The organism is Bradyrhizobium sp. NBAIM14 (genome assembly GCF_020193895.1).
Lineage (GTDB): Bacteria > Pseudomonadota > Alphaproteobacteria > Rhizobiales > Xanthobacteraceae > Bradyrhizobium > Bradyrhizobium yuanmingense.
This window is the reverse complement of record NZ_JADYVQ010000013.1, coordinates 113,640-127,077: the sequence shown is the minus strand read 5'-3', so window position 1 is coordinate 127,077 and position 13,438 is coordinate 113,640. Positions and strand designations below refer to the sequence as shown.

At 58.6% G+C, this 13,438-nt stretch carries 13 protein-coding genes; 8 read left to right on the top strand and 5 right to left on the bottom strand.

Annotated elements, in window-relative coordinates:
- Positions 1–81 precede the first annotated feature (81 nt).
- From I6F28_RS26115 to I6F28_RS26105, 3 genes are all read left to right on the top strand, one after another.
- The gene (locus tag I6F28_RS26115; RefSeq protein ID WP_225141836.1) at positions 82–507 is read left to right on the top strand and encodes a DoxX family protein; all 426 of its coding nucleotides are present in this window, start codon (positions 82–84) and stop codon (positions 505–507) included.
- Between the two features lie 99 nt (positions 508–606).
- Entirely contained in the window at positions 607–1,089 is a 483-nt protein-coding gene (locus I6F28_RS26110; protein WP_225141833.1) for a nuclear transport factor 2 family protein, read from the top strand.
- A 343-nt stretch (positions 1,090–1,432) separates the two neighbouring features.
- Complete coding sequence (locus I6F28_RS26105) at positions 1,433–1,732, top strand: hypothetical protein (protein ID WP_346656747.1); 300 nt, start codon at positions 1,433–1,435, stop codon at positions 1,730–1,732.
- A 62-nt stretch (positions 1,733–1,794) separates the two neighbouring features.
- Here I6F28_RS26105 and I6F28_RS26100 read toward each other — a convergent pair whose 3' ends face one another.
- From I6F28_RS26100 to I6F28_RS26080, 5 genes are all read right to left on the bottom strand, one after another.
- Positions 1,795–2,685 carry a LysR family transcriptional regulator gene (locus tag I6F28_RS26100; RefSeq protein ID WP_225141832.1) on the bottom strand — a complete coding sequence of 297 codons (891 nt, stop codon included), beginning with the start codon at positions 2,683–2,685 and terminating at the stop codon, positions 1,795–1,797.
- A 397-nt stretch (positions 2,686–3,082) separates the two neighbouring features.
- Positions 3,083–3,313 carry a hypothetical protein gene (locus I6F28_RS26095; protein ID WP_225141830.1) on the bottom strand — a complete coding sequence of 77 codons (231 nt, stop codon included), beginning with the start codon at positions 3,311–3,313 and terminating at the stop codon, positions 3,083–3,085.
- 137 nt (positions 3,314–3,450) lie between these two features.
- Positions 3,451–3,915 carry a nuclear transport factor 2 family protein gene (locus tag I6F28_RS26090; protein WP_225141829.1) on the bottom strand — a complete coding sequence of 155 codons (465 nt, stop codon included), beginning with the start codon at positions 3,913–3,915 and terminating at the stop codon, positions 3,451–3,453.
- Between the two features lie 182 nt (positions 3,916–4,097).
- Complete coding sequence (locus I6F28_RS26085; protein WP_225141825.1) at positions 4,098–6,176, bottom strand: FAD-binding oxidoreductase; 2,079 nt, start codon at positions 6,174–6,176, stop codon at positions 4,098–4,100.
- A 57-nt stretch (positions 6,177–6,233) separates the two neighbouring features.
- Complete coding sequence (locus tag I6F28_RS26080; protein ID WP_225141823.1) at positions 6,234–6,851, bottom strand: glutathione S-transferase family protein; 618 nt, start codon at positions 6,849–6,851, stop codon at positions 6,234–6,236.
- Positions 6,852–7,213: 362 nt separating this feature from the next.
- Here I6F28_RS26080 and I6F28_RS26075 point away from each other — a divergent pair, with 362 nt between their 5' ends.
- The 5 genes from I6F28_RS26075 (at position 7,214) to I6F28_RS26055 (ending at position 13,408) form a co-directional block, all read left to right on the top strand.
- The gene (locus I6F28_RS26075; RefSeq protein WP_225141820.1) at positions 7,214–7,837 is read left to right on the top strand and encodes an isochorismatase family protein; all 624 of its coding nucleotides are present in this window, start codon (positions 7,214–7,216) and stop codon (positions 7,835–7,837) included.
- Between the two features lie 394 nt (positions 7,838–8,231).
- Entirely contained in the window at positions 8,232–9,221 is a 990-nt protein-coding gene (locus tag I6F28_RS26070) for an NADPH:quinone reductase (protein ID WP_225141818.1), read from the top strand.
- 278 nt (positions 9,222–9,499) lie between these two features.
- Complete coding sequence (locus tag I6F28_RS26065; protein WP_225141816.1) at positions 9,500–10,417, top strand: LysR family transcriptional regulator; 918 nt, start codon at positions 9,500–9,502, stop codon at positions 10,415–10,417.
- A 215-nt stretch (positions 10,418–10,632) separates the two neighbouring features.
- Positions 10,633–11,679 carry a carbon-nitrogen hydrolase family protein gene (locus I6F28_RS26060; protein ID WP_225141815.1) on the top strand — a complete coding sequence of 349 codons (1,047 nt, stop codon included), beginning with the start codon at positions 10,633–10,635 and terminating at the stop codon, positions 11,677–11,679.
- Between the two features lie 124 nt (positions 11,680–11,803).
- Complete coding sequence (locus I6F28_RS26055) at positions 11,804–13,408, top strand: MOSC domain-containing protein (protein WP_225141813.1); 1,605 nt, start codon at positions 11,804–11,806, stop codon at positions 13,406–13,408.
- Positions 13,409–13,438: the final 30 nt, after the last annotated feature.

Here is a 13,438-nt window from a genome sequence, read left to right as displayed (position 1 = left end):
AGGCTAGTGTCGGCCGGGTTGTCAGCACATCATTAGCCCAACGGATCGGGAACTAACCTCACGGTGAAGCAGGGGATTACTATGAGTACAGATCGCTATCTTCCCTTCGTGGGCCGTATCCTCATCGGCCTGACATTCACTTTTTTCGGGCTTGGCAAGGCGATCGCCTGCGGCAAGACCGTCGCAATGATCACGGCAGTAGGTTTTCCCTTTCCGTCGCTCGCCTTTTTAGCTGCCGTCAGCCTCGAGATCGTCGGTGGTCTCCTCCTTATCGTCGGTTACAAAGTGCAGCCGGTTGCTCTTTTGCTGGCCGTATTCTCCATCGTCACCGCATTCTATTTCCACGGCAACATCGCCGACGAGAATACGCTGGTCCACTTCTTTAAGAATGTCATTATCGCCGGTGGACTGCTGCAGATCGCGGGCTTCGGCGCCGGCGCATTCAGTATCGATCAGCGCGCTTCTAGGGGAAGCGGCAATTTCGCGGGGCTTTCGACCGCGCGGTGATCGTAGATCAGTCGAAGAAGGTTCGGCTGTACCGAAGTCGTCGAACGAAAAACGTCTCATCCAGTCTCGGAGACATTTCTACACATTGGAACCATTGAAATGAACGATGAAAGAACTCGAATGTCGGATTTTGAAGGACGCCTTCGGACGGTGGAGGATGAACTCGCGATCCGCAATCTAGTGGCCCGATTCACTGATGCTGTGAATCAACGCGACACGAAAGCTTTCAAGCGGCTTTGGAGCGATGATGCGGTATGGGAAATCGGTCCTCCTTTCTCCATCAAAGCGACGGGAGTCGAAGCCATTAGCGGTATGCTCGACGAGCTTTTCAAGCCGAAACTTCTCTTCGTACAGCTGACACACTCGGGCATCATTATCTTCACGGGAAATGACTGCGCCACGGGACGTTTTACGGAGCGAGAGCGTGGAAAGGGCGAGGGCGACTTCTACGAGAATCTCGCTGTTTATCACGACGAGTATATCCTGAGCCCGGACGGCTGGCGCTTCAAGCGCCGTTATTACGAGTACCGGTTCCTAGATACTTTTGCCTTCTCAGGCGAGATCGTTCCGCGCACGAGATGACGAGCCCGGCGAAGTTTGACGTTCGACCTTCGAAAAGCCAACCGGAGCCAAGCGGCCTGCCGACGGGCATAATCAACAATCTATCAATCGTTCGCGTTGGTTGCAGTCGTTGATCAAAAATTCAGTACACCGAATGCAGTTCCTTGCGTCTCTCCATCCAGAGGCTGCATGTAGCTGTTCGAGTCTCAGTTTCCTGCCGGCATTCTTTCGGTCTCGGTAGTAAATGAGCTGCCGAGAGAGGCCGTTCTGCTCAGCCAGGAAAAGCGGCATTGTCGCCGACGGAAAGGGGAACGGGCGGCGCCGCCCGAGCAGAAGATGGCCGCTTTGGCGTGTGGAGACGAAAGTGGCCGACGCGCCTTCGACTCAAGGAAGAAAAGTTGGCATTGGCACGATCGCAACTATCGGTTTTTTATCTGGTTTGCTGGTGTTTACTATCGTGGTTGCCATGCTGGGCTGGACGTCTGCGAGCGACGTTCAGATGTCGATCAATGGTTGGATCGCATTGGGACTCAGGGTGTTCTTCTCGCTTTTGATCGGAAGCGGTCTCATGGGACTGGTGTTCTACAGCAGTCGAACCGAATACCACGAGGCCATGGTCGTTCACGTTAGGAACATCCAGGATGGTCTGGGGGAGGAATCATGAGCATCGATTGAACGTCGCGGCGCGCGATTGATTTATCTACGCGCGCCGTCCTCGTGGCGGCATCAGTTCAGGAGTCGGTTGGAGCGAAGGCGAGAAACAGCAAGTTCTAGGAATGCCCGCACTTTTGCCGGCGCGTGGCGACCTTCTGGATAGAGCACGTGAATGGGAAGTGGTGGTTCTTCATGTTCACCAAGAATGATTTGCAAGTTACCTTCAACGAGGGCTGGACCGATCTGATAGTGGAGCAAGCGCGTCAACCCCCAACCGGCCTTCGCGGTGGCGATCGCAGCTTCATTTGTGTTGCATTGCAGGGCCGGGCGAACGATGACGCGTTCGTCACCCGCGAATCGCCATTCGGGTGAGGCCCAGGCGCTCGTCGACGTTACAATGCGATGATCCTTCAGATCCGAAGGGCTGGCAGGGATGCCGTTCTTTTCGAAGTAGGAAGGGGCCCCGCAGATCACGCGCCTTACCATGCCAACCTTGATGGCGGTAAAGCCGGAATCCGGCAAATGCCCGATGCGAATCGCGACATCGACACCGTCCTCAACGATGTTCACCGGGCGATCGAGGAACAGGGTCCTGCCCGACATCCCGGGATGGGTGTCGAGATATTCCATCATGATCGGTAGCACATACATCTGGCCAAAGAGAGTCGAAGCGGTGACCACTAGCGTGCCGGATGGCTTTGCGTATGATCCCGAGGCAGCCGCTTCCGCTTCGACGATGTCGGACAGGATGCGACGGCAATCGTCGAAATATCTGGTCCCGGATTCGGTAAGTTTGACGGAGCGGGTCGTGCGGACGAACAGCCGAGTACCTATCGTTTCCTCGAGGGCTGCGATCGCCCGGGTCACTGCGGGCGCACTCATATGGAGAAGCCGGGCGCTTTCCGCGAAACTTTCAGCCTCAGCGACTTTGACGAAGATGCGCATCGCTTGCCAGCGATCCATGGCCTTCCCTCTCTTTTAGCTCCTTCCTACCTGCTGAACTCGGAGACAAGCTCCATCTATACATTGGAGTTATTGACCGGCTCCTATCGGTTCCTCGTGGATATATCGGCTGATTGGCTCGTCGTGACGGGAGACGACTGCCCCCAACATCGCCGGCGCGCGCCTTTAGCCATTCTATGAGTCGAAACCCGCCGGGCATACCGCCGGCATAGGAAGAATGAGGCATCTAGCGGCAAGGCTTCGACTCCCGAGTTTGCTTACGAGTCGCACCAAGACGAGGTAGCGCTCGCAAGCGAAACCTAGGCGAGTTGAAGGAAAAAGAGGGGGCGTTCAGCGCGCCCCTTCGTTCATGATTGGTCGGAGAATCCGGAATGCCTTCGCTCCAGACATTTTCCGATCAGGCGCCCGCGTCAGTCAGGCCACAGGGCGCGCGATCTTCCCTTCGGACGATTTCCTCGATCTGGCCAATGATCTCGCTGCCAATGCCCGCCCTACGCATCCGTTCTCGTAAGATGCCTATGGTCGCGATATCCCCGTCTCTCTGCGCCACCGCAAAAGCAACGACAAGGGATGTCCTAGCATCGAAACTCGTTCCACGACGGGCCGCATCAATCTCGGCACCGGTCATCCCAAGGCCTCGCAAGCTCTCCTCTTGGCGCCTGAGCCGAGGCTCATCTTTGCTTCTTGCGGTTATAGCAAGCTCGATCGAAATTCGCGCCCGATCGTCGAGAGTAAAGCTGGACATCGTGGTATCCTCAAGCGAGGCTAAAAGCCGAAATAGCTGAGCCCCGGGTGATCGTCGGGTCTGCGTCCAAGTGGCCATCGGAACTTCCGGTCTTCCTCGGCGATCGGATGCTCGTTGATGCTGCTGTGTCGAACACGCATCAAACCGTCGTCGGCAAACTCCCAATTCTCATTGCCGTAGGCCCTGAACCATTGACCGCTGTCATCGTGATACTCGTAGGCATATCGCACCGCGATTCGATTGCCAGAAAAGGCCCAGAGCTCCTTGATAAGCCTATAGTCCAACTCATGGTTCCACTTGCGGGTGAGGAACGCTTGCACCTCATCCCGCCCCGTCAGGAATTCAGCTCGATTGCGCCATCGCGTCTCCGTCGTGTAGGCAAGCGCTACCTTCGCGGCGTCGCGGGTGTTCCAGCCGTCCTCGGCAAGGCGTACCTTTTCGATGGCAGTCTGTTCGTTGAAGGGCGGAAGCGGTGGACGGGACATAGGTGCTTCTCCGGGTTAAAGGACGATATGTTACCCTGTGGGCGGCAGGCGAAGGCGTCTCGAGCGGCGGTACTGTCGATCGAAGGGACAGTAATCTCTGTTTCCGGCATCGCGCGATAGCGATCTTCACATTGTATCCTCTCAAGAGCCTGTCTGCCGGTTACGGTCGGTTGATATGTGCTTCAAAGCGCGAGTTCGATCACGGCAACTTCATCGCCGCCTGGCTGTGCCGGCACCGCGCAGCAAATTAAGACTTCGTCCCGTGCGACGGTGGCGGTAGGCTCTTTGACGTATGTGATCGTGCCCCTCGAGAGTTTCGTCTTGCAGGTGCCGCACGTTCCCGTCCTGCAGCTGAAATCGGGGCTGAGTCCCCGAGTTTCGGCCAGCTCGAGCAGCGTTCCAGATTTCGGTGTCCAACGTGCTTCCTTCAGCGACTTGGTGAAGACGACCGGTACCGGCTGCGTCGATGGTGGCGGACGTTCGACAACCACTGCGTCGGCGTCACGAGATCTCGTCAGCGACGAAGGTCCGAAAGCTTCGGCGTGAATGCGGTTGTCGGCAACATTCAACCTGCGCAGACCGTCATAGAGCGACTGCGTGAACTGAGGTGGACCACAGAGATAGAAATCATAATCGTCAAATGGCAGGAAGCGAGAAAGCAATCCGATATCGACCCGGCCGCTCGCATCGTAATCGACCCCTTCTTCTGCGCCCTCAATGTCGCTTAGCACGCGGACAACTCTTGCCGAACCGCCGGAAGATTTCATCAGTTCGTCGATTTCCTTGCCAAAAGGCAGATCACGCTTCGAGTGTGCCGCCTGGAAGAGCACGGTGCGTCGGCTTTTTCGGGTACGAAGGCCCTCATAGACGACATGTCTCAACATCGCCAACATCGGCGTGATGCCGATCCCGCCTGCGATCAGGACAGCCGGTCGCTTCTGACCGCTGTCGATCGTGAAGTGTCCGTCCGGCGCCCGCGCTTCTATCAGGTCGCCGAGCCGGATAGCGTCGTGGAGATAATTAGATACGGTGCCGCTGCGTTTCACGCTGATGCGATACACGCCTTCGGACGGTGCTACCGAGAGCGTGTACGTCCTGATGACGGGCTTGTCGGTGTGGGACAGCCTGATTCTGATTGGAAGATGCTGGCCAGCCCGATATGGGGGCAGGCCACCGGCACCATCGTCAGGCTGAAGGTAAAATGATCGTATCGATGTGCTCTCATCGACAACCTTCGTCACTCTGAAGGGCCGCCACCTTGCTGCGAGCTCAATCGCGCGCAACCGATCGGCGGCCGCTTCCCAGTCGCCGGTCATGAGGGAGGCCGGAGACCACCCGCCTCTTTGGAACGTCCAACGGAGCGCGATAGCGTTGCGCCGTCTGATGACCTTGCGGGCGCGAAAACTCCATAGGCGCTCAGCGCCCTGGAAAGCAGCTATTTCAGGAGAGTCGAGTATTACCTTTGCGTCCCCCGCGAGCTGAAGAACGTCACCGGTCTCGAAGTCGACGAACGCCAGACCTGCTTTGCCGTTCATCATGATATTGCCAAGGGTCGCGAAGAAGTAGTTTCCATTGAAATCCGGAATCGTGAGCGTTCCGTCATCGTTGATGCGTACGAAGCCAGCTTTGCCCCCTCGATGGGAAACATCGACCTGTCGCCTATCCTCGCGCTCAATGTAGGAGGCGACAAAAAACGTGTCGGCGGCTTGGATCATGTCGCGATCGAATGCATCCAACTCAGCGCTCTCCTCCACGATGCCACCGAAGTGCTCCGTGGGGTTGCGGACGAACCTGTAATCCCGGAGCTGTATGTATTGAGGACAATTGCCAAAGCTCTGATCCACATCGAATCCGAGCGGTTCTCCAGCAGTTGCTCTCAAAATTCCGTTCACGCGATTTCGGCGGCGGGTGTTCAATTCGATGCCTAGAAGTCCGATCGCATCGCCATCGCGCATTCCAACGCTCGCCGGATCGCTCGGATCTGGTTGCAGATCGATCGTGAGTGTGCGCGAACTCGGCGACGACACGAAGCCCGGCCGACCCGTGACAAAGGTCGCCCATGCATCACCCCTCAGGTCGACGCTACCGAGTGCCATGAACGGAATCTGGGCGTAGAACTCCCGGTGCTGGTCCGGCATGTAGTCCCGAACGACCCGCCGGCCCGCGACTTCCATCCGCTCTGCGACCCCCGTCTTTTCCTGGATCGCCTTTTCGCCTGCGTGCCAAGTGTCCAGCTTCGCTATCGATAGCCGACCAATCATCTTGCATCTCCAATTCGAGATAAAGGGCGCGCCCGGAGGCGCGCACCCGTCCAACAATCAAGCCGCGGCTGAAAGGCCTACCGGTGTCTTGATGAAGGGAACGAAGCCGGGCAGTGACTCGATGCGTTGGAGGAAGGCATTCACTTTTGGATAGCCGGACAGGTCAACGTTGCCTTCAGGAGCGCGTGCAACATAGCTGTACAACGCGACATCAGCGATCGTCGGACGCTCTCCCACGAGCCAATCTCTGTTGGCCAGATGATCTTGGAGCCTTTTCAAGAGCACGTGGGATCTTCCGATCACGTCTTCCGGACTGTACTTCGCGCCAAAGACAGTTATCAAGCGCGCCGCGGCAGGGCCGTACGCCACTTCGCCGGCGGCTACAGACAGCCACCGTTGTATTGCTGCTGCTCCCTCCGGGTCCTCGGGGAGCCATTCCGCCTTGCCAGATTTCTTGGCAAGGTACACGAGTATCGCATTTGAATCTGATATGACGATACCGTCATCGTCCAACACCGGGACTTGCCCGAAGGGGTTCAGCGCCAAAAACTCTGGGGTCTTGTGGGCACCGGACTTCAAATCCACTTCGATCAGGTCGAAGGGCTGTCCAAGCAGCGAGACGAAAAGACGTGCGCGGTGCGAGTGACCGGAGAGGGGGTGATAGTAAAGCTTCATGATCGTGATTCCTGCGTGAGTGACCAGGCTCAACTCCCGATCAACGGGGGAAAATTTGACAGAGCTCTTTGGCCCCGAGAACGATCATCCTAAGCACTTCATCATTGTCGCCACCGCAATGATGGATCGTGAGATTTAAGTGGCTGAAATCGCAAGAATTGTTTGCTCCGTCTGTTATGGCAGGGTGCGTGCGCAATCGGAAACCGACGAAATGGCAGGATAAGCAGCTTCGTCCGGCGTTCCCGTATTGGAGACGCGGCGTATCAAAGCGGGTGGCTAGTTGAGCGACGGGGACGCAGACATCTTCGGTTTGAGAATGATTTCGGCATCCGGAATCACTCCGAACATCGAAAGGAAATGTCATGTCTTACGAGCGCCTCACTGCCGAAAATGCGGCGGTACTCTTCGTCGATCATCAAACCGGACTTGCGAACGGCGTACAGACGCAAAGCCCTCCCGATTTCATCAACAACGTGAAAGCGCTGGTTACGATTACGCAGATCTACAATCTGCCGGCAGTGATCACCACGAGCGCGGCGGACGGACCAAACGGTCCCATCATGCCGGTTGTCGAACAAGGACTTCCGAAGGCAGCGATCGTTCATCGTCCGGGCCAGATCAACGCATTCGACAACAAGGACTTCGCGGTGGCGGTGAAGGCGACCGGTCGGAAGAAGCTGCTGATCGCGGGCATTTCTACGGAGGTCTGCGTCGCGTTTGCGGCGCTTTCGGCACTTGAGCTCGGATACGACGTGTACGCCGTGTTGGATGCGTCCGGGACCTGGAGCAAGTTGGTCGAGGAGGCGGCAATCGCGCGGATGGTGCAGGCCGGCGTCAATCCCATCACCTGGGTCGCGGTTGGCGCCGAACTATTGGGTACCTGGCAATCCTCTACAGGAGAAGCGCACGCCAAGCTTATGGGGGATCACCTGCCGTTCGCTGGCTACAATCTGGCTGGCTATCTTTCGATAAAAGGGCAGGCGTGACATCATTCGGCACGAGCACAGTAAAAGCAAGGCAGGAAGGCTGTGCCGGTCCGTCGGTCGGGCCGGCACAACTCAATTGAGCGACGCTTCAAACCCGTCATATTCTTAGCGGCTGTAGCAGTTCGAGGCGGCGTGTCAATCGCCAACGTCGACTATTTCGATTGTGGGCTTTCGCCGATACGCGCAGGTCTCGATGTAAGAGTCTTATGACGCACCTGTTCGCCAATGGCCTCGAATCTCTGCTGCGAGCCGAAGACAGCACCCTGCTGGCCGATCATCAGTTCTGTCGGTTCACCAATCTGAGAGTCCGACGGTGCTGATGCGCGTGCTACCGCGCAGGATCTGTGGCGCCATGATTGCGTGGATTGAAAGTTGTCAACGTACGGAGTTGAGAATGCGTGCGGTCTATTACAGGCGCCAGGGTGCAGCGGCAGAGGTTCTAGAGCTCGGCGACTTACCAAAGCCGGTGCCCGCACGAGGAGAGGTTCTCGTGCGAATCGAAGTTTCCGGCATCAATCCGAGCGATATCAAGAATCGAAGCGGGTTCGCATTCAAGATGCCTTTCCCTCTGATTGTGCCGCATCAAGATGGCGCAGGAGTCGTTGAGGACGTCGGTGAAGGCGTATCGCGGAGCAGAGTTGGAGAACGCGTCTGGATATTCGAAGCTCAGACGGGCCGTGCGAGAGGGACTGCCGCCGAGTACGTCGCAGTGCCCAGCGACAATGCCGTTCCGCTTCCTGATGAGACCTCCTTTGAGATCGGAGCGTCACTCGGCGTTCCGGCTATGACGGCGCATCGATGCCTTTTTGCCGGTGGAGAACTTCGCGGGCGTCGCGTCTTGGTACAGGGCGGCGCAGGAGCGGTCGGTTCCGGCGCAATACAACTTGCGAAGTGGGCGGGGGCATGGGTGGCCGCCACCGTCCGGCGCCCCGGGCAGTTAGAGGTCGCGCGCGCGGCTGGGGCCGATCTCGTGATCGACCTCGCTGCCGACTCTGTCGAGACCGAAATCACCAGCCATACGAGGGGCGAAGGCGTCGACCGCATTGTCGAAGTAGACCTCAGTGCCAACTTGGATGTGGATTTGAAATGTCTTGCAAGCGGTGGCTCCATCTCCGCCTATTCGACGCACAATCCCAAGGAATCGATCTTACTCCCGACGATGCCGGCCATGCTCGGCAACGCCGCAGTCCGTTTCGTTTACGTCTACACGATGCCTACGAGTGCGAAGAGGATGGCCATACGCGAGATCAGCGAGTGCCTACTGACGAAGGTATACAACCCGAAAATCGGACTGATTCTGCCGCTGCGCAGGACGGTCGAAGGTCATCTTGCTGTGGAGTCGGGAACGATCGGAAAGACCTTGATACGATTGGATGCGGAATGAGCGTCCCTGCAAACAGGCTCTTTGCAGGGGCCGCTCGGTCCCACAGGGAGTAGACGCGAGATGTTCTGTCGACGCCGCCGTATGACGGGCGCGACAACGGTTCCTGATGTTCATTGCGGACTTTCGACGCAACTTCAATAAACGTCCAGCCCGCAGATCGACGCAAGTCAAAGAGCTTGCTCGGCGTGCGGCAGGGCCACGGCGCCGGAGACTTGCTCGAACCCCATAAAGTGGGCGAAAGTGCAACAGGAAGTAGCCATTCAAGATTGGAGACCGACTTGCATTTCAAGCACCTTCAATACCTGGTTGCCTTGGCCAAGGAGCGGCACTTCGGACGGGCGGCGAGTACCTTGGCAATCAGCCAGTCGGCCCTCTCGCAAGCCATTCAGCATCTGGAGAAGCATTTCAGCGCACCGATCGTGTTGAGGGATCAAAGCGGATTCCAAGGTTTCACGCGGGAGGGTGAAGCAATTCTCAGCTGGGCGCGACAATCGCTTGCCGACCACGACCGGCTGTTGAATGCGGGCCAGCACGACAACCCAACCGAATTGAAGGGCAGTCTGCGCCTTGCGCTGTCTCCGGTCGCCATGACGATCACTTCGCTCCTGACGGCCCCCTTCGCAGAACGTTATCCCGGCATCACGATTTCAGTTCTATGCAAGACGATGCCGGAGATTGAGCGCGGCCTCAAGGAGTTCGAATATGATGTGGGCGTTACTTACCTGGACGGCCTGACACTTGGCGGTCTACGACCCTACTCGCTCTATGACGAGACCTACTACCTGCTGGTCCCGAAGGACCATTTTCTTAGCGACAGGAAATCGATCGACTGGGCGGAGGTCGGCGAGATGCCGTTGTGCCTGCTCAGCCCCAACCTTCACAACCGGATCATCATCGATCGAATCTTCGCGAGCGTCGGCGTCGCGCCAAAGGCAGTGATTGAAACCAATTGCAGTCTGGGGCTATTCGCGCACATGCGAACAGGGAACTGGCTGACTATCGTACCGCATTCCTACTTCTATCTTTTGGGCGACTGGCTGTTCATCAGGTCGATACCCATCGTCAATCCCGCGACGACTGCGACGATCGGTCTCGTCATACACGAGCGCGATCCCATCTCACCGAATATTCGGGCATTCGTAGAAGTCGCGCAGGAGGCCCTCATAGGCAAACAACTCGACCGTTACCGCAACTGACCGGATCGTCCGATTTCCCAAAGTATTGCATCTTCTTGAGGGGGCGCTGATCTCTCTCGGACGCAGGTGTCTGTCACCTCATAAGTAAAATTGACTGCGTGATAAGGCGCTTTTGCTCAACAAAGCTGCCCTAGCAGCGGACTATTTGGACTTGAGCTTCCGCGTTTCTTTCGCCGATATGAATGCATCTTCTGTTGGAAAAAGGAGGCGCAGCGATGCGAACCTACCCAAAGTTCAAAGCCGCTGCCATGCATGTAAGTCCCGTGTTTCTGGATACCAGGAAGACGGTGGACAAGGCCTGCTCCCTGATCGAAGAGGCGGCCAACAACGGCGCCAACCTGATCGTCTTCCCGGAAGCCTTCATCCCATGCTTTCCGATCTGGCACTCGCTGCGCGCACCCGGCCTCAACCATGGATATTTCCAACGTCTAGCTGCGGCCGCCGTGCATGTGCCGGGACCGGAGGTGCGTCGCCTCGCGGAGCTTGCCAAGCGACGCGACGTTGTCATCTCCATGGGCATCAACGAAGGAACCACGGCGAGCATCGGCTGCCTTTGGAACACCAACATCCTGATTGGAAACGACGGCTGCCTGCTGAACCATCATCGCAAGATCGTGCCAACCTACATGGAAAAGCTGACCTGGGCGAACGGCGACGGCGCCGGCCTCCGCGTGGTCGATACGCCGCTCGGCCGCATCGGCGGGCTGATCTGTGCGGAGAACTGCAACCCGTTGGCGCGCCATGCCCTGATCGCGCAGGGCGAACAGGTGCACATCGCGACCTACCCGTCCACCTGGCTGAACGGCGGCGGCATGAGTCTCGCCGAAGGCGTCCGCATCCGCACCGAGGCGCACTGCACCGAAGCCAAGGTCTTCACCGTTGCTGCATCGATGTATCTCACGGACACCGCGAAGGACCTCCTCGCCGAGGGCGACATGAAGCTGCGTGAGGCTATGGACGCCGGCGAGCGCAACCCGAGCATGATCATGGGCCCGAGTGCCGAGCTGAAGGCGCCGGTGTTGCGCGACGACGAGGGCATCCTCTACGCCGACATCGACGTCAACGACTGCATCGTGCAGAAGCAGTTCCACGATCTCGCCGGATATATGAACCGTTTCGACATCTTCGACCTGACGGTCGATCGCTCCACCAACGATCCCGTGACGTTCTCGGCCGTGCGTGGCCGCCGCGAGCATGTCGGTCTCGACCTCACCGATGATGCCGACATTGTCTGGTCGCGCTCGCCGCAGGCGGCGGAATAATGGCACTTGGTGATGGCCGTGTTGGATAACGCCCGTGACTAACGCTCGCATACAGGGAATCTACGTTGGCCGCGCTGCACCGCTTGGCGACGGGCGCGTACCGAGCGGTTTCGTGAAGACACGGGTGAGCAAATCGATCGAGGCTGGTATCGATGGACTGCCGGGCGACGAACAGGCTGATCGGAGGGTACACGGCGGCCCGGATATGGCGATCTACGCCTATGCCTGCTCGCATTACGATCGCTGGATAGCGGAGTTTCCCGAGCATGCAGGCCTGTGGGGCAGCGGCGCATTGGGCGAAAACCTCGCCATGCACGGATGGGAAGAAACCGATGTCTGCATCGGCGACATCGTTCGCGTTGGCGGTGCCATCCTTCAGGTCACGCGGCCACGGAAACCGTGCTTCAAACTGGCGCTGCGCTTCGACGACCTGCGTCTGCCGCGACGACTAGTCGAGACCGGCCGCTGCGGATGGTACTATCGCGTGCTGGAGCCGGGCGCGATCGCGGAGGGCGACGAGGCAGTTCTTCTCGAGCGGCTGCATCCGGAATGGTGCATCCGCCGCGTCAACGACCTCAGCATTCAGCCCGACGCTGATCCGACTGAGTTACGCAAGTTGGCCGCTCTGCCCGAACTCGCCGGCAATTGGCGCGCCCAGGTGCAGGCGGCAGCGCTCGCGGGAGAGGCTGCTGCGCGCAAGACTGCATTCCGGGAATTCATCGTCGTCAAGACCATCGACGAGAGTGCCACGATCCGCTCGTTCGAACTCGCCCCCGCTGACGGAGGCGGAATTCCGGCCGCTCAGCCGGGCCAGCATCTCGTCATCAGCGCTCAGGCCGACGGTCGAAAGATGTCTCGTCCTTATTCGATTTCGGCCATCGCCAACGGCCACCTGCAGATCAGCGTCAAACGGGAGACCGGCGGGTTCTCGGAGTGGCTGCACACGCGCGTCAAGGCCGGCGACCGGCTCAACGTGCTTGGTCCTCGCGGCTCGTTTCAACTGGAAAGCACCAGCGGACTGCCGCTGGTCCTGATCTCGGCCGGAGTCGGCATCACCCCGATGATGGCGATGCTGCAGGCGGCGACGACGAATAACGGCGCCAGAATCGTGCCGAAGGGTGTATCGTTCATCCACTGCGCCCGGGATTCCAGCCATCACGCTTTCAGGGCGCAACTGGCCGACATCCGTGCAAGGCATCCGTCGGTATCGTTTCACACGCGCTTCAGCCGGCCGGGCGCGGAAGACCGGATCGGCGTCACGCATGACAGCGTCGGTCGCATCGATCGAGATCTGATCCATCGGACGATTGCGCTGCTCGGCGCGTGCAACGTCTACATCTGCGGCCCCATCGCCTTCATGGCCAATGTCAGTCGCTGGATTGGCGAGATCGAGCAATCAGGTATTCGCGTCATGACGGAAGCATTCGTGCCTTCCGGCGCCGCAGCGAGCGCGGATCGAAAGCGCCGTCCCGATCACGCGCGCGTCAGCTTCGCGCGGTCGGCTCGATCGCTGGAAATGAACGGTTCCGGCTCGCTGCTCGATCTCGCGGAGTCCGAGGGATTGCCGGTCGTGAGCGACTGCCGCTCAGGCACCTGCGGCGCTTGCGCCGCCCGGGTGATCTCCGGCGAGGTCGGATACGATTTCGAACCGGTCGCGCCGGTGAAAGACGGGGAAGCGCTGCTGTGCTGCGGCTTCCCGCTTAGCGAAAAGCTCGTTCTCGATCTCTGAGGTCGAGAATGGTCATCGATCTTCAAGTCG

Excerpts from the sequence above, each read along its gene's own strand:
- I6F28_RS26115 (WP_225141836.1), top strand. The coding sequence starts at position 82 with ATGAGTACAGATCGCTATCTTCCCTTCGTGGGCCGTATCCTCATCGGC.
- I6F28_RS26110 (WP_225141833.1), top strand. The coding sequence starts at position 607 with ATGAACGATGAAAGAACTCGAATGTCGGATTTTGAAGGACGCCTTCGG.
- I6F28_RS26100 (WP_225141832.1), bottom strand. The coding sequence starts at position 2,685 with ATGGATCGCTGGCAAGCGATGCGCATCTTCGTCAAAGTCGCTGAGGCT.
- I6F28_RS26095 (WP_225141830.1), bottom strand. The coding sequence starts at position 3,313 with ATGACCGGTGCCGAGATTGATGCGGCCCGTCGTGGAACGAGTTTCGAT.
- I6F28_RS26090 (WP_225141829.1), bottom strand. The coding sequence starts at position 3,915 with ATGTCCCGTCCACCGCTTCCGCCCTTCAACGAACAGACTGCCATCGAA.
- I6F28_RS26085 (WP_225141825.1), bottom strand. The coding sequence starts at position 6,176 with ATGATTGGTCGGCTATCGATAGCGAAGCTGGACACTTGGCACGCAGGC.
- I6F28_RS26080 (WP_225141823.1), bottom strand. The coding sequence starts at position 6,851 with ATGAAGCTTTACTATCACCCCCTCTCCGGTCACTCGCACCGCGCACGT.
- I6F28_RS26075 (WP_225141820.1), top strand. The coding sequence starts at position 7,214 with ATGTCTTACGAGCGCCTCACTGCCGAAAATGCGGCGGTACTCTTCGTC.
- I6F28_RS26070 (WP_225141818.1), top strand. The coding sequence starts at position 8,232 with ATGCGTGCGGTCTATTACAGGCGCCAGGGTGCAGCGGCAGAGGTTCTA.
- I6F28_RS26060 (WP_225141815.1), top strand. The coding sequence starts at position 10,633 with ATGCGAACCTACCCAAAGTTCAAAGCCGCTGCCATGCATGTAAGTCCC.